Below are 19,635 nucleotides of genomic sequence, written 5' to 3' on the forward strand. Positions count from 1 at the left end.
GTGGCTATCCTTTCAGGCGCTCCGGCAGGTTATTGGCCCATGCGCTGATTGTACCAGCTCCGAGACAAACCACCATGTCGCCCGGACGCGCATGTTCGCGCACCAGCCGCTCCAGGTCATCCTCGCTCAGGAGCGCGCTGGCATGCTTGTGGCCCTGCCGGATCAGCCCGGCGACCAGCGCGTCGCGGTCGGCGCCCTCGATCGGGTCCTCACCGGCGGCATAGACCTCGGCAATCGCCACCACATCGGCCTCGCTGAAACAGGTACAGAACTCCTGAAACAGGTTGTGCAGCCGCGTATAGCGATGCGGCTGGTGCACCGCGATCACCCGGCCCGAACTGGCCTGCCGCGCCGCCTTCAGCACGGCGGCGATCTCGACCGGGTGATGGCCGTAATCGTCGATGATGGTCACGCCGCCGACCTCGCCCACCTTGGTAAAGCGGCGCCCGACACCGCCAAAACCCGCCAGCGCCGCGCGGATATCCTCGGCGCTCATCCCCAGATGACGGGCCACCGCCACCGCGCTCAGCGCGTTCGACACATTGTGATCCCCCGGCATCGGCAAGGTGCAGCCCTCGATCACCGCGCCCTCGTATCGCAGCGCCACATCGAAATGCGCCACCCCGCCTTTGTAGCGCAGGTTCACCGCGCCCACGTCGGCCTCTTCGTTGAACCCATAGGTGCGCACCCGCCGGTCGGTCACCCGGCCCACCAGCGCCCGCACCTCGGCATGATCGGTGCAGCACACCGCCAGCCCGTAGAACGGGATATGCGACACGAAATCGAAAAACCCCTGCCGCAGCGCCTCGATAGAGCCCCAATGCTCCATATGCTCGGGGTCGATATTGGTCACGATGGCAATGGTCACCGGCAGCCGGTTGAACGAGCCGTCGCTTTCATCGGCCTCGACCACCATCCATTCGCCCTGCCCCAGCCGCGCGTTCGAGCCATAGGCATGGATGATGCCGCCATTGACCACGGTCGGATCGAACCCGCCCGCCACCATCAGTTCGGCCATCATCGTCGTCGTCGTGGTCTTGCCATGGGTCCCGGCGATGGCGACGTTGGATTTCAGCCGCATCAGCTCGGCCAGCATCTCGGCGCGGCGCACCACCGGCAGGCCGCGCCTGCGCGCCTCGTCCAGTTCGGGGTTACCCGGCTTGATCGCCGAGGACACCACAACAACCTCCGCCTGGCCGAGGTTCTCGGCCCGCTGCCCGACAAAGATCCGGGCCCCCAGTTCGGCCAGACGGTCGGTGATCTTCGACGCCTTCAGATCCGAACCCTGCACTTGGTAGCCCAGCCGCAGCAGCACCTCGGCAATGCCAGACATGCCGATCCCGCCGATGCCTACGAAATGGATCGGACCGGTCTCGGGCGGCAGTTTGGTCGCTGCGCTCATCATGTCTCCTTCCCGGTCAGCTCTTCGACCAGCCGCACCAGTCTTTCGGTCGCGTCCGGCGCGCCCACCGACAGGGCCGCGTTGGCCATCTGCAAGGCGGCATCCGGGTTCGACAGCACCGCCGTGATCTGTGCGGCCAGCGCATCGGGCGTCAGCGCGCTTTCGGGGATCAGGATCGCGGCATTGGCGCCCGCCAGCCCGCGCGCATTGGCGGTCTGGTGATCGCCCGCCGCCGCCGCATAGGGGATCAGGATCGAGGGCCGCCCGATCACGCTGATATCGGCCACGCTCGACGCGCCCGCCCGGCTGATCACCAGCTGCGCCTCGGACATGCGCCGGGGAATATCCTTGAAGAAAGGCAGCACATCGGCGGCAATCCCGTGCGCGGCATAGAACTCGGTCACCCGCTGCCCGTCCTCGTCCCGCGCCTGATGCGACACCCGGATATACTGGCGCAACTCGTCGGGCAGCGAAGCGATGGCCTCGGGCACCACATCGCTCAGGATGCGCGCGCCCTGGCTGCCGCCCATCACCAGCACCGACATCGGATAGGGACCCGGCGCGATATAGCCCGCCCCGGCCCGCTCCAGCACCGCGCCCCGCACCGGGTTGCCCACATGGACGCCCTTGGCGCCCTCGGGCAGGTCCGTCGGCCAGACGCCGCAAGCCACCTGCGCCACCCGTTTGGCAAAGATCCGGTTCACCCGGCCCAGCACGCCGTTCTGTTCATGGATCATCCGGGGCACGCCCAGCAGCGTCGCCGCCGCCAGAGCCGGGATCGACGGATAGCCGCCAAAGCCCACCACCACGTCGGGCCGGTCGCGCCGCATCTGCATCGCCATCGACAGCACGCCGCCAACAATCCGGGGCGCGACCATCGCCTTGGCCAGCAGGCCGCCCCGCGCGAATGTCGCGCTCGACACCTGCACGATCTCGGTCGAATGCGGAAACCCGCCGGTATAGCGCGCGCCGCGCGCATCGGTCGACAGGCGCACCCGCCATCCCTTGCGCAGCATCGTCTCGGCCAGCGCCTGCGCCGGGAACATGTGCCCCCCGGTTCCGCCCGCCGCGATCATCAGGTATTTCCGCGTCATCTCACCCGCCCATCTATCCGCGCCCGCGCAACAGATCGCCAAGCTCTCCTTGCGGGCGGGTGCGGGTGAAACACAGAAGCATGCCCACCGCAATACCACCGGCGATCAGGGACGAGCCGCCATAGCTCACAAACGGCAACGTCATGCCCTTGGCCGGCAGCAGACGCACCGCCACGCCCATGTTGATCATCGCCTGCACCCCGAATGTGCAGGCCAGCCCGGTTCCGGCCAGACGAATGAACATGTCCCGCTCGCGCATCAGCCGCAACAGCGAGCGCACCACGATCAGGGCATAAAGCGCGATGATGATCAGCACCAGCACCAGCCCGTATTCCTCGGCCGCCACCGCGATGATGAAATCGGTATGCGCGTCCGGCAGCGACCACTTGACCTGCCCTTCACCGACGCCAACCCCGAACAGCCCGCCCTCACGGATCGCGTTGGTGGCATAGCCCAACTGCGTCGTGGGATCGACATCGGGGTTCAGGAACCCGTCGATGCGGCGGGCGAAATGCTCGGAACTGGAATAGGCCACCATGCCGCCCAGCACCACGACCCCCGCCATCAGCACCAGCAGCAGCATCGGCGCCCCGGCGACAAAATACATCACGCCCCAGCCGAACAGCACCAGACAGGCCTGACCGAAATCGGGCTGCATCACCAACATCAGCACAATCGCCATGCACAGCGAAAACGACCACAGCCGCCCCGGAGGGCCGTTGATCTCCTGCGCGGCGGCAAACAGCCAGGCCGCCACCACCATGAACCCGGGCTTGAGAAACTCCGACGGCTGCACCGAGGCAAAACCCAGGCTGTACCAGCGCACCGCACCCTTGCCGAAATCGGTGCCAAAGACCGGCAAGAAGGCCAGCGACACGAAAGCACCCAGAAACCCCAGCACCGCCAGCCGCCGCACCAGCGTGGGCGACATCATCGAGGTGAGCAGCATCGCCAAAATGGCCAGCCCGCCAAAGAACGCCTGCCGCTGCACGTAATGGAACGGGTCGAACCCGTTGCGCGCGGCCAGCGGCGGCGAGGCCGCAAGCCCCAGCAACAGCCCGATCCCGAACAGGATCAGCACACAGGACATCGACCATTTGTCGAGCGTCCGCCACCACTTGGGAAGAATCGGTTCGCCGCCCCGTTCCGGGACGGCCCCATACACCATGTCGGTCATGACACCACTGCCGTTTGCTGCCTCGTTCGCGCCCCTCTTCGGGGTCTTCGTGTCCGGTTCGTGCCGGATCTGACGGTAGCGTACTGCAAAGGCGCCAATCGTGCCAGCCTCTTTGTCGGCAGGCGGCATATCTCCGCCCCGGGGCAACCGGGGCGGAGACCGGGTGTCACACCGCCTTGCGGCGCCGGTATTCCTCGACCGGCAGCCCGCCGATCCCCCAATGCTCCATCTCCACCTCGTCGATGACGACAAAAGTGGTCTCGGGGTTCTTGTCCAGCACCTGCTTGAGCAGGTCGGTGACACCGGCGATCAGCTCGGCCTTTTGCGCGGGCGTGGCCCCTTCGCGGGTGATCTTGATATTGACGTAAGGCATGGAAACCCTCCTTTTGGTCCTGAGTAACGGCGCGCGCCAGGCGCGCCGCCCGCCTGTTCAGAGCGCTATGTCAGCGGCTCGGCATGAAACACCTTGGCCAGGATCTGCCAGCGCCCGCCCTGCCGCACAAAGGTCAGGAAATCGGTGAAATAGCTGTCGCCGATGGCACAGTTCACCACCGCGCGCGCCGTGTCCGGCCCGGCAAACTCGATCGACTGGATACGATCCCGCCGCGCCTCGCCCTTGCTGGCGGGCGACACCCGCTGATCGACCACCGCGAAATAGGTCTCCATGTCGCGATAGAGCCAGTCGCCGCCGCTGGCACAGGCATAGATCGCCTGCGGGTGAAACACCTGCCGCAGCCGGATGCTGTCGGCATGGTGCAGCCCGTCGAAATAGGTCCCGATCACCGCCTGCACGGCGGCAAAGGGCGCCTCTCCGGTGGTCATGCTCATCCCAACAGCCCCTCGGCCTGCATCGCGGCACGGGCCGCGGGGCGCTCGGCCACCCGGGCCACCAGCGCCTTGAGGTTGGGCACGCCGTCCAGCGACAGGCCCAGGAAATTGGCCCAGTTGGTGACCACGAACAGATAGGCATCGGCGACGCTGAACTGCGCCCCGTTCAGATAGGCGCGACCATCCGCCAGCATCGCCTCGACCAGCTGCATCCGGCCATTGACCCGCTCGACCGCCGCGTCGCGCGCCTCGCCCTCCAGCGGCTTGCCCGAGAAGAACGGCCCAAACGCCTTGTGCAGCTCGGACGCGATGAAGTTCAGCTGTTCCTGCACCCGGGTCCGACCCAGCCCACCAGCCGCCGGAACCAGCCCGGCATCGGGGTTGCGCTCGGCGATCAGTTGCAGGATGGCGGCCCCCTCGGTCACCGTCTCGCCCTCGTCCAGCACCAGTGCGGGCACATATCCCTTGGGGTTGATGGCGCGGAAATCACCGCCAGAGGCGGTCTTGCCCTCGGCCGTATCCACCTGTTCCAGCTCGAATTTCTCGCCCGCCTCGATCAGGGCGATATGGCTGGCCAGCGAACACGCGCCCGGTTTGTAGTAGAGTTTCATCCGTTCATACTCCTGTTTCGGAAAGCTCCGTGGGCAACAGGTAAGAACGCAGTTACCAAAGTAAACTTGATTTCCTCTTGTAACTCCATTATCGGGTTACCCCGTGGTTACCAGGTAAACTCCCATGGCGCTCAAGATCACCCGCAACAAGGCCGCCCCGCTGCCCGAAACCTGCCCGCTCAGCGAATGCATGGCCATTCTCGGCGGCGCCTGGACGCCCAATGTCATCTGGTATCTCAGCGGCGGCGCGCGCCGCTTCAACGAGCTCAAGACCGACATTCCCGGCATCTCGGCCAAGATGCTGACCACCCGCCTGCGCGAGCTGGAAGACAAGGGCGTGATCCGGCGCGAGGTGCGGCCCACCTCGCCGCCATCGGTGGAATACTCGCTCACCGAACTCGGCCAGGATCTGGTTCCCGCGATCCTGGCGATTGTCGATGTGGGCCACCGGCTCAAGAAACGGAACGGCGCAACCGCCTGACATACCGGCCTTTTGCGGCGCATCGCGTCGCGAACGGAACAGACGCCCCCCCGCCCCGCCGCCACCATCGCCCGGAAAATCGGGCAGAGGGCGCGGCGCATGAACTATTCGACAGGTGTCATTCTGGTGGCGACCGCCGCCGTGCTGTGGTCGCTCATGGGCCTCGCCATCCGCGAGATTCACGAGGCCGGGACCTGGGCGATCCTGTTCTGGCGCTCGGCGGCGATGGTGCCCATGCTTCTGGCCTTTTTCGCCTGGCGCAGGCGCAAGCCGATCCTGCCTGCCCTGCGCGCCACCGGGCGGGCCGGGCTGATGGCGGGCTTCGGCCTGGTGGTGGCCTTCGCGGGCGCGATCTTTGCCATCCAGTCCACCACCGTGGCCAATGCCGTCTTCCTGTTCGCCGCCTCCCCCTTTCTGGCTGCCGCGCTCAGCTGGGTGGTGCTGCGCGAAAGCGTGCGGCGCGCCACCTGGGCCGCCATCGCCATCGCCCTCGTCGGACTGGTGGTGATGGTGCGCGAAGGGCTGGCGCTGGGGGCGCTGGCGGGCAATCTTGCGGCGCTCGCCTCGGCCATGGGATTTGCGCTTTTCACCCTGTCGCTGCGCTGGGGACGGCTGGGCGACATGATGCCCGCCGTCGCCATCGGCGGCATGCTGTCGATGATGGTGGCGCTGGGAATGCTCGGGCTTACCGGCCAGCCGCTCCTGGTGCCCGCGCGCGACATCGCCTTCGCCATGGCGATGGGCGCGGGCCTGCTGGCCGTGGGCATGGCGCTCTATACGATGGGCAGCCAGGTGGTGCCCGCCGCCGAACTGACGCTGATCACCATGATCGAGTCCATGCTGGCGCCGGTCTGGGTCTGGCTGATCCTGGGCGAAGAGGCCAGCGCAGGCACCCTCTGGGGCGGCGCGATCATCCTTTGCGCCGTGGCGCTCAACGCGCTCAGCGGCATGCGGCGCAAGCCCGCGATTCCGCCAATCATCTGAGCCCCCTCGCCGGACCCCTTGCCAAATCGCGCGCGGTACGGCACCCCCGGCAGATGCAGTTGAACACGATCATCCTGGGCGCAGGTGCCGCCGGCATGATGTGCGCGGCCCATGCGGGACCGGGCACGCTGGTGCTCGACCATGCCCGCGCGCCGGGCGAAAAGATCCGCATCTCGGGCGGTGGCCGCTGCAACTTCACCAACATGTATTCAGGCCCCGAGAACTTCCTGTCGCAGAACCCGCATTTCTGCAAATCGGCGCTGGCCCGCTATACCCAGTGGGATTTCATCGACCTGGTGAACCGCCACGGCATCGCCTGGCATGAAAAGACCCTGGGCCAGCTTTTCTGCGACGGTTCGGCGAAACAGATCGTCGCCCTGCTGCTGTCGGAGATGGAACGCGCGGGCGCAACCCTCTGGCTGAACACCAGCCTCAGGGACCTGTCCCATGCAAACGGACGGTTCGCGCTGACGGTCGAACGCGAGGGCCGGACCGAGCGGCTGAGCGCCCGCAACCTGGTGCTGGCCACCGGCGGCAAGTCGATCCCCAAGATGGGCGCCACCGGCCTCGCCTATGACATCGCCCGGCAGTTCGACCTGCCGGTGACCGAGACCCGCGCGGGCCTTGTGCCTTTCACCTTCCCCGAGGGTCGATTTGCGCCCCTCGCCGGTGTCGCCCTGCCCGCCCGCCTGTCAAACGTGCGCGCCTCGTTTGACGAGGCGCTGCTCTTCACCCATCGCGGCCTCAGCGGCCCGGCGGTGCTGCAACTCTCCTCCTACTGGCATGCGGGAGAGGAGATCCGCATCGACCTCGCCCCCGACCGCGACCTCTACGCCGCGCTGCGCGACCAGCGGCAGACCTCGGGCCGCCGCGATCTGACCACCGAGCTGGCCCGCCTGCTGCCCGCAAGGCTGATTGAGGCGCTGGCGCCACAGCTAGGCCTCTCAGGCCGCCTCGCCGACCAGCCCGACAGCGCACTCCGCGCGCTTGCCGAGGCACTGCATGACTGGCGCCTGATACCCTCGGGCACCGAGGGTTATCGCACCGCCGAGGTCACGCTCGGCGGCATCGACACGGACGCGCTCGACGCCCGCACCATGGCGTCGAAATCCCTCCCCGGCCTCTACGCCATCGGCGAGGCGGTGGATGTCACCGGTTGGCTCGGCGGTTACAACTTCCAATGGGCCTGGTCCTCGGGCCACGCCGCCGGCACCGCGATCGCATCGGCGCGGCACTGACCGCAAGCGCCGATGCGAGGCGCTGCCTCGCGCTCCGGAGTATTTGAGGCGAAATGAAGGAGCAGGCCTGCGTTCTTTCCTCTTGCGTGAAATATCCCGGGGGAGTCACCGAAGGTGACGGGGGCAGCGCCCCCTAACCCCCGAGCCGCCCCCGCACCTCGGCCATGAAATCCTCGCCGCGACGTTCGAAATTGTCGTATTGGTCGAAACTGGCCGCCGCGGGCGCCAACAGCACCGTATCGCCCGGCTCCGCCTCTTCCATCGCCCGTTCGACCGCGCGCGCCATGGTGGTGCAGACCTCGGCCTCCACCTCCAGCTGCAACGCGAACTGCGCCGCCTCGCGCCCGATGACATAGGCCTTCAGCACCTCGCCCAACCCATCGTTCAGCGCCGCGATACCGCCCTCTTTCTGCAAGCCGCCACAGATCCAGCGGATCCGCTTGAACGCGCCCAGCGCCTTGAGTGCGGCATCCACATTGGTGGCCTTGCTGTCGTTGACATAAGTGACCCCGCCCGCCTCGGCCACGATCTGGCTGCGATGCGGCAGGCCGGGATAGCTGCGCATCCCCGCCTCGATCGCCTTGGGGCTCAGCCCAAGCGCCCGGCAAGCGGCATAGGCCGCACAGGCGTTCTGGTGGTTATGCGCCCCCGGCAGCCCGCGAATGTCGCGCAGGTCGATGGCCCCCGCCTGCCGCCCCTTGCGGTACTCGCTCAGATACCCCTTGCGCGCAAACACCTGCCAGCCCGGCCCGGTCAGCTTGCGGCTCACCGACACCCGGATCACCCGGTCATCGCCCGGCCCCTCGGACAACTGCCCGGCCAGGTACAGCCCCTCGGTCTCATCCACCCCGATCACCGCCCGGTCCGGCCCGCCCTCGGCAAAGAGCCGCCGTTTGGCCGCAAAATACCCGCCCATGCCTGCATGCCGGTCCAGATGGTCGGGCGAGAGATTGGTGAACACCGCCACATCCGGGGTCAGCGCCCGGGCCAGATCGGTCTGATAGCTGGAAAGCTCCAGCACCACGACCGAGCCCTCCTCTCCCGGCTCGATATCCAGCACCCCGCGCCCGATATTGCCCGCCAGTTGCGAGGGCCGCCCGGCCTCGGTCAGGATGTGGTGGATCAGTGCCGAGGTGGTCGACTTGCCGTTCGATCCGGTCACCGCCACCACGCGGGGCAGCGTGTCGAACCCGTCCCACTCGGGCCCCGCGAACGACCGGAAGAAGAGGCCAATATCATTGTCCACCGGCACCCCCGCCTCCAACGCGGCGGCCACCACCGGGTTCGGCGCGGGATAGAGATGTGGGATGCCCGGCGACACGACCAGACAGGCGGTATCGTCCCAGACGCCCTGCTTGCGCAGGTCACGGATGGTGAACCCTTCACCCTCCGCCGCCTCGCGCGCGGCTTGGTTGTCATCCCAGCACAGCGCCTCGGCGCCCCCCGCGCGCAAGGCCCGCGCCGTGGCCAGCCCCGAGCGGCCCAAGCCCAAAACCGCCACCCTGGCGCCCGCAAACCCTCTGACCGGGATCATGCCTGCTCTCCCCCAAACCCATCTGCCGCCACCCTGTACCGAGGCTTTGGCGGATTGCAAGCGGGGTCGGTCAACAGGAAGAGAAGAACAAAACCGAGGCCTCACACGCTAGTCGAAACGGATCAGCCTGCGAACCCGAAGGTCGCACGCACTACCTGTCGACGGCGTTTTCACGACGGGCGCGCGTCGGCCAGTCGACAATGTCAGCCCGAGACTGTCTGCCTCGAACCCACACGCAACGTTTTCTAACTGTTATCAAGTCGATCTGTCTATAAGATCGAAACTGAGTAACTAGGTCAGGGTGTGCCACAGGAAAGATTGGATGACGACAACTTCATGGCTAAGGGTTGAACCCCAAGACGAACATGCGATTTCATTGCTCGAGTTACGAAAATCTATGTTAACTGCCTCTTTTTTGGCATTCCCGTTTGGGTTCATTCTGAACTTGTCGGTGCTCATTCTGGCCGACACAGGCCAAGGCGCGATTGCTGTTTTCCTTGATTTTGGCCTTTGGCTGTTTTGGGCAATCGCTCTGTTTTTTGTCGGAAGCAATGCAGTGGAGAAGGGCCTAAGGGTTGGTCGATTTGGTCTTCCGTGGTGCCTCGCTCTCGCAATCACCATTGTGGGAACCGTTTCGTTCATCCTGCTGTTCTCAGTGACAGTGCTAATGGGCAGCAACAATTCTAACGGGATCGAGTTGTTGTTTTGGAACGTATTATGGCCGATGCATTTGGGGGTCTTGTACGGTGGGTTCGCTGGTCTCTTATTCTGGAGGCGGCTAACAAAAGAGTTTCCAGAACTTGCGAAGATTCCAACATTCGCAAAGCCCGTCAGCACTGAAGAGATTGGACAATATGGCACGGGCACTCTCACGGTACTGCTTGTACTAATAGCTTGGTCCTGCGTGATTGTGGGCATCTTACGGTCCCAAGTGCCATGACTAGGACTCTGGTACCTCCCGCTGCTCAGTTTTCAAAACGCAGTTCGTCAACGCTCTCGAACGTATCCAGGAAAATATCCATTGTTTCGAACGACGAGGACGTTCTTATGACACGGGGCGAGGTGTCGTTGAAGGGCTAAACTGGGCCTTTCAGTTCCATGCCAGCACGCGGCTCACGCTACTGCTTCGTCCGCATAGCTGCCGTCAAAACCACGGCTCCAACACGTCGCCATAATCAGCCACGTACGCCATCCTTTGCCCGCTTCACGTCACGGTCCAGCCACCTCGACAGAGTAGCCTATGAGTGGGCCATGACGGCCGGGAAACAGGGCATACCACCCCGTACAAAACGGTCAATCCCCCTCTCGGAGCGGGTACAAAACGGTCAATTCGGTGTACGAAAGGCCCGCCTCAGCGGACCTTGAGTGTGGCCAGCCCAATCATCGCCAGGATCAGCGAGATGATCCAGAACCGGATCACGATGGTGGGTTCGGCCCAGCCCTTTTTCTCGTAATGGTGATGGATCGGGGCCATCAGGAAGACCCGCTTGCCGGTGCGTTTGAAATAGAGCACCTGGATGATAACACTCAGAGCTTCCACAACAAAAAGCCCGCCGACGATGGCCAGCACCAGCTCGTGCTTGGTCGCGACCGCAATCGCGCCCAGCGCGCCGCCCAGCGCAAGGCTGCCTGTATCGCCCATGAACACGGCCGCGGGCGGCGCGTTATACCACAGAAAGCCCAGCCCGGCGCCAAAGAGAGCGGCGGTGAAGATCAGGATCTCTCCGGTCCCCGGTACATAATGTACATCGAGATATTCGGTGAAATCGACCCGCCCCACCGCATAGGCGATGACGCCCAGGGTCGAGGCCGCGATCATCGCCGGCATGATCGCCAGACCGTCCAGACCGTCGGTCAGGTTGACCGCGTTGGCGGCGCCGACGATCACGCAGATCGAGAAGGGGACGTAGAAATAACCCAGATTTATCAAGGTGTTCTTGAAGACCGGCAGGGCCAGCTGATTTTGCAGCGCCTCGGGGTGGTTATAGCTCGCCCAGACGGCGGCGATCACCGCGATGATGATGCCCAGCGCCAGCCGCATCTTGCTTGAGACGCCCTTGGTGTTCTGTTTCGAGACCTTGGCATAGTCGTCGGCAAAGCCGATGCAGGCGTAGGCGAGGGTGACGAATAGTACCAACCAGACAAACGGATTGTCCCAGCGCGCCCAGAGCAGGGTCGAAGTGAGCAAAGCCCCGACAATCAGCAACCCCCCCATGGTCGGCGTGCCCGCCTTGGAGAAATGCCCCTCGGGGCCGTCGTCGCGGATCGGCTGGCCCTTGCCCTGCTTGCGGCGCAGCACGTTGATCAGCGGACGTCCGAACAGGAACCCGAAGATCAGCGCCGTCATAAAGGCCCCGCCCGCGCGGAAGGTGATGTAGCGGAAGAGGTTCCAGACATCCCCCCCGTCCGACAGGGCGGTCAACCAGTAAAGCATGCGACGGCGTCCTTGTTACGTTTCCGACTGTTTCGATCCGGCCCCATGGCCCATTTCACGCAGCCCGTCAACAAGACGGGCCAATCCCATACTGAGCGAGCCCTTGACCAGCACCGCATCGCCCGGCGCGACCAGCGTGGGCAGATGGGCCAACATCTGCGCGCCGGTCTCGGTCCAGCGCCCGCGTTTTGCCGCGGGCAGAGCATCAAACAGGGCGCGCATCAGCGGCCCGATGCAATGGACTTCGTGGATCATCTCCATCGCCGGCAGCGCGGCCAGCCCCGCATGCAGCGGCAGCTCTTCGGGGCCAAGCTCCTTCATGTCGCCCAGAAAGGCGACCCGGCGGGTGCCCAGAGCAGCTGCCAGCACCTCAAGCGCAGCACCGACCGAGGTGGGGTTGGCGTTATAGCTGTCGTCGAACAGGGTCAGCGTCCCGCCGGGCAGGGTCACGATCTCGCGCGCGCCGCGCCCCTTGTAGGGGGTCCAGCGCTGCAACCCTTGCAGCGACGCCCCCGCATCGGCACCCAGCGCATCGCAGCAGGCCAGAGCCCCCAGAGCATTCATCGCGAAATGCGTTCCCGCCGATTGCAGGGTGAAACTGACAGGGCCGGACGGAGTGTCGGCACGGGCATGGGTCATCCCATCCGCCACCTCGACCCCGGTCAGGCGATAGTCTTGCGCGGCGCGCCCGAACGAGAGCTGCCGGGCGCCCCGAGCGGCGGCGCGCAGGATATCCGCCTCGGCGATATCGGCATTCAGCACCGCCACGCCGCCGGGCTCCAGCCCTTCCATGATCGCGGCCTTTTCGCGCGCGATACCGGCCACGTCGTCAAACGCCTCCAGATGCACCGCCGCGACGGTGGTGACCATCGCCACATGCGGGCGGGCCTGGCGGGCCAAGGGCGCGATCTCGCCGGGATGGTTCATTCCGATCTCGATCACCGCAAATTCGGTGTCCCGCGGCATCCGCGCCAGCGTCAGCGGTACACCCCAATGGTTGTTGTAGCTGGCGACGCTGGCATGGGTGCGGCCCTGCGCGCCCAGCATGGCGGCTAGCATTTCCTTGGTCGAGGTCTTGCCGACACTGCCGGTCACTGCAACCACCCGCGCCTGTGTGCGGGCACGACCGGCGCGGCCCAAAGCTTCAAGCGCGGTTTGCACGTCATCGACCAGCAAGAGCGGCGCGTCCTGGGATACACCCTCGGGGATGCGCGAGACCAGCGCGGCGCCCGCACCCTTCTCCAGCGCCTGCGCCACAAAGTCATGGCCGTCGCGGGCGGCGGTCAGTGCGACGAAGAGGTCACCCGGCGCAATTGTGCGGGTGTCGATCGAGATGCCACTGACCTGCCAGTCGCCCGTGGTGCGGCCCCCGGTGGCCTCGGCGGCTTCGGCTGCGGTCCAGAGGGTCATGCCAGCCGTCCTTCCAGTGCGGCCACGGCGATGCTGGCCTGTTCCACATCGTCAAAGGGCAGCACCTGATCGCCTACCACCTGCCCCGTCTCATGCCCCTTGCCACAGATCAGCAGCGCATCGCCCGGTTCCAGCGTATCGACACCCCGCAGGATCGCCTCTGCCCGGTCGCCCACTTCAGTCGCACCGGGGGCGCCCTGCATCACGGCGGCACGGATCAGCGCGGGGTCCTCGCTGCGCGGGTTGTCATCGGTGATGATGACGATATCGGCGTTTTCCACCGCCGCCTTGCCCATCAGCGGGCGTTTGGTCGCGTCACGGTCGCCACCGGCGCCGACAATGGCCACCAGCCGGCCCATCACATGTGGGCGCAGCGCCTTGAGCGCGGTCGCCACGGCATCGGGGGTATGGGCGTAATCGACAAAGACCGCAGCACCATTGGCGCGGGTCGCGGCCAGCTGCATCCGCCCCCGGACCGTGCCCAGATGCGGCAGGGTCTCGAACACACGTACCGGGTCCGCGCCGCAGGCGATGACCAGCCCGCAGGCCAAGAGGATGTTTTCCGCCTGGAAACCGCCGATCAGGTCAAGCCGCGCCTGATAAGGTTTACCCCGCCACGAAAACAGCAGGTCCTGCCCGGTGGCATCAAAGCGCTGGTTGGTCAGGCTCAGGTCACAGGGACCGCGCCCAACGGTCAACACATTCTGGCCGCGCGCGGCGGCAATGGCGCGCATCTCTGCGCCCTTGGGGTCGTCCATGTTAATGACCGCCACCCCATCAGGTGGCAGCACACGGCGAAAGAGTCCTGCCTTGGCCGCGAAATAGGCCTCGAAAGTGGCGTGGTAGTCCAGATGGTCCTGGGTGAAATTGGTGAACCCGGCGGCCTTGAGCACCACTCCGTCCAACCGCCGCTGTTCCAGCCCGTGGCTGGAGGCCTCCATCGCCGCATGGGTAACGCCGTTTGCCGCCGCCTCGGCCAGACAACGATGCAGGGTGATCGGTTCCGGCGTGGTATGAGCCAGCGGCGCGGTCCAGGCGCCTTCGACCCCGGTGGTGCCAAGGTTGACGGCATCATGGCCCAGCTCGGTCCAGATCTGGCGCACAAAGGTCGAGACCGAGGTCTTGCCGTTGGTGCCGGTGACCGCAACCATGGTGGTAGGCTGCGCGCCGAACCAGAGCGCTGCCGTCAGCGCCAGCGCCTGACGCGGATCCTCGACCACCACCAGCGCCGCCCGCGAGGCCGCCAGTTCATCGGCCGCGATGCGGGCGCCCTCGGCATCGGTCAGGATTGCGGCCGCACCCATCCGCAGCGCGTATTGGATGAATTCCCCGCCATGGATGCGGGTCCCGGGCAGCGCGGCAAAAAGATAGCCATCCTTGACCTGGCGGGTGTCCACCGCCAGCCCGGTGATCACCGGATCCCGGCCGCCGCGCGCGGTCAGGGCCAGTTGACCAAGTGTCTTTGCCGTTTCGCCCATGGCGCACCTACCCCTGTTCAGTTCGAGGTGAGCGTATAGCCAGCCCCTTGCCCGGGCTCAAGCTGTGGTCTGAGACCCAGCAGCGGCGCGACACGCCCAATCAGTTCGGCAGCGACGGGAACCGCTGTCCAACCGGCCGTACGGCGCTTTTCGCCATAGGCCACGATCCAGGGCTCGTCCAGCGTGACCACCAGAACGTATTTCGGGTCATTGGCCGGGAAGATGCTGGAAAAGGTCGCGATCACCTTGTCCTCATAGTATCCGCCCCGCGGCCTGGGTTTGTCTGCGGTGCCGGTCTTGCCGCCGACAACGTAGCCGGGCACCTCGCCAAAGCTGGCGGTGCCGCTGGTAACCACCTTGCGCAGCATCATGCGCGCCTGTTGCGCCGCGTTTTCCGACATCACGCGCGGGCCGTATTGCGGACCTTTCTGCTTCAGGATCGTGGGGCTGACATACTGTCCGCCATTGGCAATCGCCGCATAGCCTGCAGCCAGGTGCATCGGGCTGGTCGACAGGCCGTGACCATATGAGATGGTCACAGTGCTCAGCTCACCCCAGGTCTTGGGTTTGAGCGGTTGTCCGCCTGCCGCCTCAACGATTTCGAAAGGCGTCGGATCGAACATGCCCAGAGCGCCAAGGAACTGCTGCTGCCGCTCGGACCCGATCTGAAGCGCCAGCCGCCCGGTGCCGCGGTTCGAGCTGTGCACGATCACGTCCGCGACGCTGATCTTGCCATAGTTCTTGTTGTTGAACTCGCCGATAGGGAATTTGCCGATCCGCATCGGCCCCGAGGTGTCGATGATGGTTTCGGAATTGACAAGCCCAAGATCCACGGCCTGCGCCGCGGCAAAGATCTTGAACACCGAGCCCAGTTCATAGACCCCCTGCACATAGCGGTTGAACAGCGGGCTGTCCGAAGGGTCAAAGCCTGTGGTGGGTGGGCGAGGCCGGTCGTTCGGGTCGAAGGAAGGCAGCGAAGCGGCCGCAACCACCTCGCCCGTGTGAACATTCATCAGGACCGCCGAGGCGCCCTTTGCGTTCATGATCTTCATGCCGCCGTAAAGAACCTGCTCCATCGCCGCCTGAACCGTCAGGTCCAGCGACAGTTGCAACGGCTTGTCGCCATTTGCCGGGTCTCGAAGATAGCCGTCGAACTGCTTTTCGACACCCGCCACACCGATCACCTCGGCGGCCTCGACCCCCTCGCGACCAAACCCGGCCCCGCCCAGGATATGCGCGGCAAGCTGGCCATTGGGATAAAGCCGCATCTCGCGCGGGCCGAACAACAGGCCCGGATCACCGATATCGTGAACCGCCTGCTTCTGCTCTGGGCTGATGCGTTTCTTGATCCAGATGAATTTCCGCTTGCCGGTGAAATCGCGGATCAGCCGCTCCTTATCGAGATCCGGAAACACCCGCGCCAGCCCCTCGGCGGCGGCCACCGGATCGACCATCAGGGGGGGCTGGGCATAGAGCGAGTGTGTCTCGAAATTCGTCGCCAGAAGCCGTCCTTCGCGGTCGATGATGTCGGCGCGCTGGGTGGCGATAGACGCGCCGGTGGCGCTGGCCATCGGCTCCTGCGCCTCGGACGAGGCCAGCATCCCCATGCGGGCGCCAACGACGGAGAAGGCACAGAAGAAGAAGACACCGAGAACCAGTAACCGCCCCTCGGCGCGGGCGCGGGCACGGTCCTGCATCTCGTCATGCCTGCGGCGGATGTTCTCGCGTTCGATCAGATCGGGGTTCTCCCCCTTGGCGCGGGCATCCAGAATACGGGCGAGCGGGCGGAGTGGCGTGCGGATCATGGCTGTTGCTCCGGCGGCAGGGTTCCGAGATCGGAGAAGTTCGAGACATCGACACCGTCAACGATGGGCAATTCCGGATCGACGGCGTACATGATGTCGGCCACACGGCCGAACTGGTCCGGGCGCATCGGCAACAGGCCGAGGCTTTCGAAATTCAGATCCGCCAGTTCGCGCAGCCGGTCCGGGCGGTTGAGATAGGCCCATTCCGCCCGCAAGACACTAAGGCGCACCTGCGCCGCGCCAATCTCGCGCTGAAGCCGCTGGGTCTCGTTCAGCACTTCCTGCGTCCGGTAATTCTCCTGATAGGCCCAGAGCGCCAATCCCAGAACCGACAATGCGGTCAGCACATAGATCACGCTTTTCACCGCGTCCCCCCCTTGAGTTGCGGCATTCCGATCGCCCTTGCCTCTATTTCTCCAGCCGGGGCGTCCGTGCGCACCGCGACCCGCAGCTTGGCCGAGCGCGACCTTGGGTTTTCCGACAGTTCTTGATCGTCGGGACCAACCGCCTTGCGGGTCAGCAGATCGAACCGGGGGAGGTCTTCGATTGTTTCGGGTGCATATCGGTTAGCGCGTCCGGTGCGCCCGGCACGATCCTGGAGGAACCGCTTGACCATCCGGTCCTCGACCGAATGAAAGGTGACCACAGCCAGTTTGCCACCGGGTTTCAAGGCGCGTTCGGCGGCCATAAGGCCCTGGAACAGCTCTTCGTACTCGGCGTTCACCGCAATTCTGAGCGCCTGAAAGCTGCGCGTCGCCGGATGCGACTGGCCCGGCTTTGCGCGTGGCAGACAGGACTCGACAATTCCCGCCAGTTGCAACGTGGTCTCGATCGGCGCCGTACTCCGGGCCTTGACTATGGCACGCGCGATGCGGCGACTGGCGCGCTCTTCGCCATAGTGAAACAGGATGTCGGCCAGATCGCTTTCCGAGGCGGAATTGACCAGATCGGCGGCACTTGGCCCGTCCTGGCTCATCCGCATGTCGAGCGGGCCGTCCTTCATGAACGAAAACCCGCGTTCGGCCTGATCGAGCTGCATCGAGGAGACCCCGAGATCCAGCACGACCCCATCGAGGTCAGAGGCATATTCGTCCAGGCGCGAAAAGACGCCGGGCTGCATCACAAGTCGGTCACCATATTGGGCGGCCCAATCGGCGGCCATTTGAAAGGCCAGCGGATCACGGTCGACCGCGATCACCTTTTCCGCCCCGGCGGCAAGCAGGCCGCGCGTGTAACCGCCGGCGCCAAAAGTGCCGTCCAGCCAGACGCCGGACACCGGGGCCACCGCCGCCAGAAGGGGGCGCAGCAGAACCGGAATGTGGGGATCGTTGGATTGGGGGGCAGCGGCAGCGGACATGACCTCAGGTGCCCCCGGCCCCGTCGAGAAACTGCATCGGATCGAAGTCGTCGGGCAGTTCGTCGAGCCATTCCTCGGCCGCCGCCAGTTCTTCGGCATCATAGGTCGCGGGGTTCCAGATCTGGAACGTGTCACCGGCGGCGATAAAGAATGCCTCGTCGTTCAGCTGGATCTTCTGGCGCAGCTTGGCGGGCAGAACCAAGCGACCGGTTTCATCGACCGAGGTCGGAAAAGACTGACCATGGAACATGCGCTGGAGCATCTTGCGCTCCATCGAGCCGCGCGGCAGCGCGTCGATCTTGGCATCGACCTCGTCGATCGCCTCCATCGTATAACATTCAAGGAACTTACGGCGGTGATCGCCATAAACAATGACCAGCTCGGGGTTGCCACCGGATTGCCAGTTGGGATCGCCCGCCTCCAGGACACGACGAAACGAGGCGGGTATCGATACCCTCCCCTTAGCATCCACCTTGTGGTGGCTTTCGCCTCTGAACCTGCGCGCCAAGCTGACTGTCCCTTTCGCTTGCGCCCCCATTGTCTTTCCGTCCCCCAGAATGAAAACGGCGGGTTGATCTGCTGCCACTGATCAACCCGCCGACTTTGCCCGCCTTGCGGGGTGTCCGACTGCGCGCGCCACCTGGGGGGATGTCTGCTCGCTCGCGCGCCGGATCTCTTGGTTCGATGAAAGCAAGATGCCTGTATGAAACCTTGTTTTTGTTGGTTGGGGTCGTTTGGTGCCCCTGTCGCCTCGTCCTCATCGGATGAACAAGGGATGCCATGGGAAATCATGGAAATCAACTGCATTTTGAGGGCCTCATCCAAGCTTTGTGGTAATAAAAGCCACACAATATCATGTAACGAACGATTTGATCACCACAAATTGGCAACTTTTTTCCACCCGCAACTATATATAGTAGACGAGACATGCCCCCTCGATTTCCCAAAAAATCCCAGAAAAATTCTCCCAGCTCTGATTAAGCAATGAATGTTCGTTAATTGTTCTGAATTTGCGCTGCGAATCAGCGCTGTTAACTGAAAAACATCGACCCGACCCAGGGCGCGCCCCATCCCCGCCCACGATTTCCCATGGGAACGCTCGCCCTCTCGCAACACCCCGCGAGAATCCCGCGCCGTTGTCGATTCCCTGTAGCTCAGCAAACACGCCAGTTAGAGAGAGCCCTCCCGCGTCCGAGGCTGCCTCAATGCCTGACTTTTTTTGCGCCGCAAAATAAGTCACGTGGCGTAACTTTCAGGCGTCAAAGCTTGAATGTTCATTCAAGATTTCCCCACGCCCCATGCCCGCCTCACCAAAAGCTCAATAAAAAAAGGAAAATTATGCGATTCCATAGGGTTTCCAGGAAAGTATGCGCTTGCTGCATAGCAGCATTGACCCGAAAAACTATTGTGCACCTGCAGCATTCCCCTATCTTCAGTCTCAACAGGGCGCCACCCAAAGGCGCTGACCGAACAGAGACGGAAGACGACAATGGCGATGGCAAGCGAACATACCGCAGCAAAGGTCGAGCACGGGTTTGGCCTTTTGTCGGTGATCGAAGCAGCGGTGGCGCGTTTTGCCCGCTACCGCGTGTACCGTGAGACCGTAAACGAACTATCGAAGCTTTCCGGTCGCGAGTTGGCGGATCTCGGCCTGCATCGGTCGATGATCAAACGCGTCGCTTTACAGGCGGCGCAGGAATACACCGCGCGCTAAGCGCAAGGGTTTTACGGATCAGGCCTCTCTCCTCCTCCCTGGGGCCTGAAACAAGGCGGCGGCATCCTCCTCCTCCCTGATGCCGCCG

The 19,635-nt window shown here is 64.5% G+C and carries 19 protein-coding genes; 5 read left to right on the plus strand and 14 right to left on the minus strand.

Going from position 1 to position 19,635, the window contains the following annotated elements:
* Positions 1–4 precede the first annotated feature (4 nt).
* The 6 genes from murC to gstA all read right to left on the minus strand — a co-directional run bounded on the left by murC (position 5) and on the right by gstA (position 5,112).
* Positions 5–1,402 carry a UDP-N-acetylmuramate--L-alanine ligase gene (gene murC / locus OE747_RS10695; protein WP_263828596.1) on the minus strand — a complete coding sequence of 466 codons (1,398 nt, stop codon included), beginning with the start codon at positions 1,400–1,402 and terminating at the stop codon, positions 5–7.
* The gene (gene murG, locus OE747_RS10700; protein WP_263828597.1) at positions 1,402–2,496 is read right to left on the minus strand and encodes an undecaprenyldiphospho-muramoylpentapeptide beta-N-acetylglucosaminyltransferase; all 1,095 of its coding nucleotides are present in this window, start codon (positions 2,494–2,496) and stop codon (positions 1,402–1,404) included. The genes murC and murG overlap by 1 nt, the downstream gene beginning before the upstream one ends.
* Before the next feature lie 13 nt (positions 2,497–2,509).
* A complete protein-coding gene (gene ftsW / locus OE747_RS10705; protein ID WP_263828598.1) occupies positions 2,510–3,673 on the minus strand; it encodes a putative lipid II flippase FtsW in 1,164 nt (387 codons plus the stop codon).
* 166 nt (positions 3,674–3,839) lie between these two features.
* A complete protein-coding gene (locus tag OE747_RS10710; RefSeq protein ID WP_263828599.1) occupies positions 3,840–4,046 on the minus strand; it encodes a tautomerase family protein in 207 nt (68 codons plus the stop codon).
* 65 nt (positions 4,047–4,111) lie between these two features.
* The gene (locus OE747_RS10715; protein WP_263828600.1) at positions 4,112–4,501 is read right to left on the minus strand and encodes a nuclear transport factor 2 family protein; all 390 of its coding nucleotides are present in this window, start codon (positions 4,499–4,501) and stop codon (positions 4,112–4,114) included.
* Positions 4,498–5,112 (minus strand): glutathione transferase GstA, encoded by a 615-nt coding sequence (gene gstA / locus OE747_RS10720; RefSeq protein WP_263828601.1) that lies wholly within the window; start codon positions 5,110–5,112, stop codon positions 4,498–4,500. The genes OE747_RS10715 and gstA overlap by 4 nt, the downstream gene beginning before the upstream one ends.
* A gap of 124 nt (positions 5,113–5,236) precedes the next feature.
* On the opposite strand from gstA, the gene OE747_RS10725 reads away from it, so the two are divergent.
* From OE747_RS10725 to OE747_RS10735, 3 genes are all read left to right on the plus strand, one after another.
* Positions 5,237–5,593, plus strand: coding sequence for a winged helix-turn-helix transcriptional regulator (locus OE747_RS10725; protein ID WP_263828602.1), 357 nt, complete (start codon positions 5,237–5,239; stop codon positions 5,591–5,593).
* A 99-nt stretch (positions 5,594–5,692) separates the two neighbouring features.
* The gene (locus OE747_RS10730) at positions 5,693–6,577 is read left to right on the plus strand and encodes a DMT family transporter (RefSeq protein ID WP_263828603.1); all 885 of its coding nucleotides are present in this window, start codon (positions 5,693–5,695) and stop codon (positions 6,575–6,577) included.
* Between the two features lie 53 nt (positions 6,578–6,630).
* Positions 6,631–7,815 (plus strand): BaiN/RdsA family NAD(P)/FAD-dependent oxidoreductase, encoded by a 1,185-nt coding sequence (locus tag OE747_RS10735; RefSeq protein ID WP_263828604.1) that lies wholly within the window; start codon positions 6,631–6,633, stop codon positions 7,813–7,815.
* 133 nt (positions 7,816–7,948) lie between these two features.
* On the opposite strand, the gene murD is transcribed toward OE747_RS10735, so the two are convergent.
* Positions 7,949–9,349: a UDP-N-acetylmuramoyl-L-alanine--D-glutamate ligase gene (gene murD, locus OE747_RS10740; protein ID WP_263828605.1), complete on the minus strand. Its 1,401-nt coding sequence runs from the start codon at positions 9,347–9,349 to the stop codon at positions 7,949–7,951.
* Positions 9,350–9,671: 322 nt separating this feature from the next.
* Between murD and OE747_RS10745 the strand changes: the two genes are divergently transcribed.
* The gene (locus tag OE747_RS10745) at positions 9,672–10,289 is read left to right on the plus strand and encodes a hypothetical protein (protein ID WP_263828606.1); all 618 of its coding nucleotides are present in this window, start codon (positions 9,672–9,674) and stop codon (positions 10,287–10,289) included.
* Positions 10,290–10,700: 411 nt separating this feature from the next.
* Here the strand turns inward: OE747_RS10745 and mraY are convergent, their stop codons facing one another.
* From mraY to mraZ, 7 genes are read right to left on the minus strand one after another with little or no spacing between them, the layout of a single operon-like run.
* The gene (mraY, locus tag OE747_RS10750; RefSeq protein ID WP_263828607.1) at positions 10,701–11,783 is read right to left on the minus strand and encodes a phospho-N-acetylmuramoyl-pentapeptide-transferase; all 1,083 of its coding nucleotides are present in this window, start codon (positions 11,781–11,783) and stop codon (positions 10,701–10,703) included.
* Positions 11,784–11,798: 15 nt separating this feature from the next.
* Positions 11,799–13,193, minus strand: coding sequence for a UDP-N-acetylmuramoyl-tripeptide--D-alanyl-D-alanine ligase (locus OE747_RS10755; RefSeq protein WP_263828608.1), 1,395 nt, complete (start codon positions 13,191–13,193; stop codon positions 11,799–11,801).
* Positions 13,190–14,671, minus strand: a complete 1,482-nt coding sequence (locus OE747_RS10760; protein ID WP_263828609.1) for a UDP-N-acetylmuramoyl-L-alanyl-D-glutamate--2,6-diaminopimelate ligase — start codon at positions 14,669–14,671, stop codon at positions 13,190–13,192. The genes OE747_RS10755 and OE747_RS10760 overlap by 4 nt, the downstream gene beginning before the upstream one ends.
* 17 nt (positions 14,672–14,688) lie before the next feature.
* Positions 14,689–16,476: a peptidoglycan D,D-transpeptidase FtsI family protein gene (locus tag OE747_RS10765; protein WP_263828610.1), complete on the minus strand. Its 1,788-nt coding sequence runs from the start codon at positions 16,474–16,476 to the stop codon at positions 14,689–14,691.
* Complete coding sequence (gene ftsL, locus OE747_RS10770) at positions 16,473–16,841, minus strand: cell division protein FtsL (protein ID WP_263828611.1); 369 nt, start codon at positions 16,839–16,841, stop codon at positions 16,473–16,475. Before ftsL ends, OE747_RS10765 begins: the two co-directional genes overlap by 4 nt.
* The gene (gene rsmH / locus OE747_RS10775; protein WP_263828612.1) at positions 16,838–17,833 is read right to left on the minus strand and encodes a 16S rRNA (cytosine(1402)-N(4))-methyltransferase RsmH; all 996 of its coding nucleotides are present in this window, start codon (positions 17,831–17,833) and stop codon (positions 16,838–16,840) included. Before rsmH ends, ftsL begins: the two co-directional genes overlap by 4 nt.
* 4 nt (positions 17,834–17,837) lie before the next feature.
* Complete coding sequence (gene mraZ, locus OE747_RS10780; protein WP_263828613.1) at positions 17,838–18,341, minus strand: division/cell wall cluster transcriptional repressor MraZ; 504 nt, start codon at positions 18,339–18,341, stop codon at positions 17,838–17,840.
* Between the two features lie 981 nt (positions 18,342–19,322).
* Here mraZ and OE747_RS10785 point away from each other — a divergent pair.
* Entirely contained in the window at positions 19,323–19,547 is a 225-nt protein-coding gene (locus OE747_RS10785) for a DUF1127 domain-containing protein (RefSeq protein WP_263828614.1), read from the plus strand.
* Positions 19,548–19,635 lie beyond the last annotated feature (88 nt).

Origin of the sequence: Ruegeria aquimaris (assembly GCF_025751555.1) — a bacterium.
GTDB lineage: Bacteria > Pseudomonadota > Alphaproteobacteria > Rhodobacterales > Rhodobacteraceae > Ruegeria_B > Ruegeria_B aquimaris.